The organism is Streptomyces glomeratus, from assembly GCF_021462825.1.
GTDB lineage: Bacteria > Actinomycetota > Actinomycetes > Streptomycetales > Streptomycetaceae > Streptomyces > Streptomyces glomeratus.
Map to the genome: position 1 here is coordinate 1 of NZ_JAKEEB010000109.1, position 431 is coordinate 431.

The window sequence follows — 431 nt, forward strand, 5'->3', positions numbered from 1 at the left end:
CCGATCCAGTTGAAGAACTTCACGCCGGTCGGTACGGCGATGAGGAACGTCATGAAGGAGAAGAACGGCAGCAGCACGCCACCGGTGACGTACATGTGGTGCGCCCACACCGTCACGGACAGACCGGCGATGGCGATCGTCGCGCCGATGAGGCCCATGTAACCGAACATCGGCTTACGGCTGAAGACCGGGATGACCTCGGAGATGATGCCGAAGAACGGCAGCGCGATGATGTACACCTCCGGGTGGCCGAAGAACCAGAAGAGGTGTTGCCACAGCAGGGCACCGCCGTTGGCCGCGTCGAAGACATGCGCACCGAACTTGCGGTCCGCCTCCAGGGCGAACAGCGCGGCCGCGAGGACCGGGAAGGCCAGCAGGACGAGCACACCGGTCAGCAGCACGTTCCACACGAAGATCGGCATACGGAACAT

General features: G+C 63.1%; 1 protein-coding gene. It reads right to left on the reverse strand.

Annotated features, from left to right (window positions below; genetic code table 11):
- Positions 1-431, reverse strand: a 431-nt coding sequence (locus LZ604_RS35540; protein WP_234520366.1) for a cbb3-type cytochrome c oxidase subunit I, incomplete at both ends; no start/stop codon positions are given.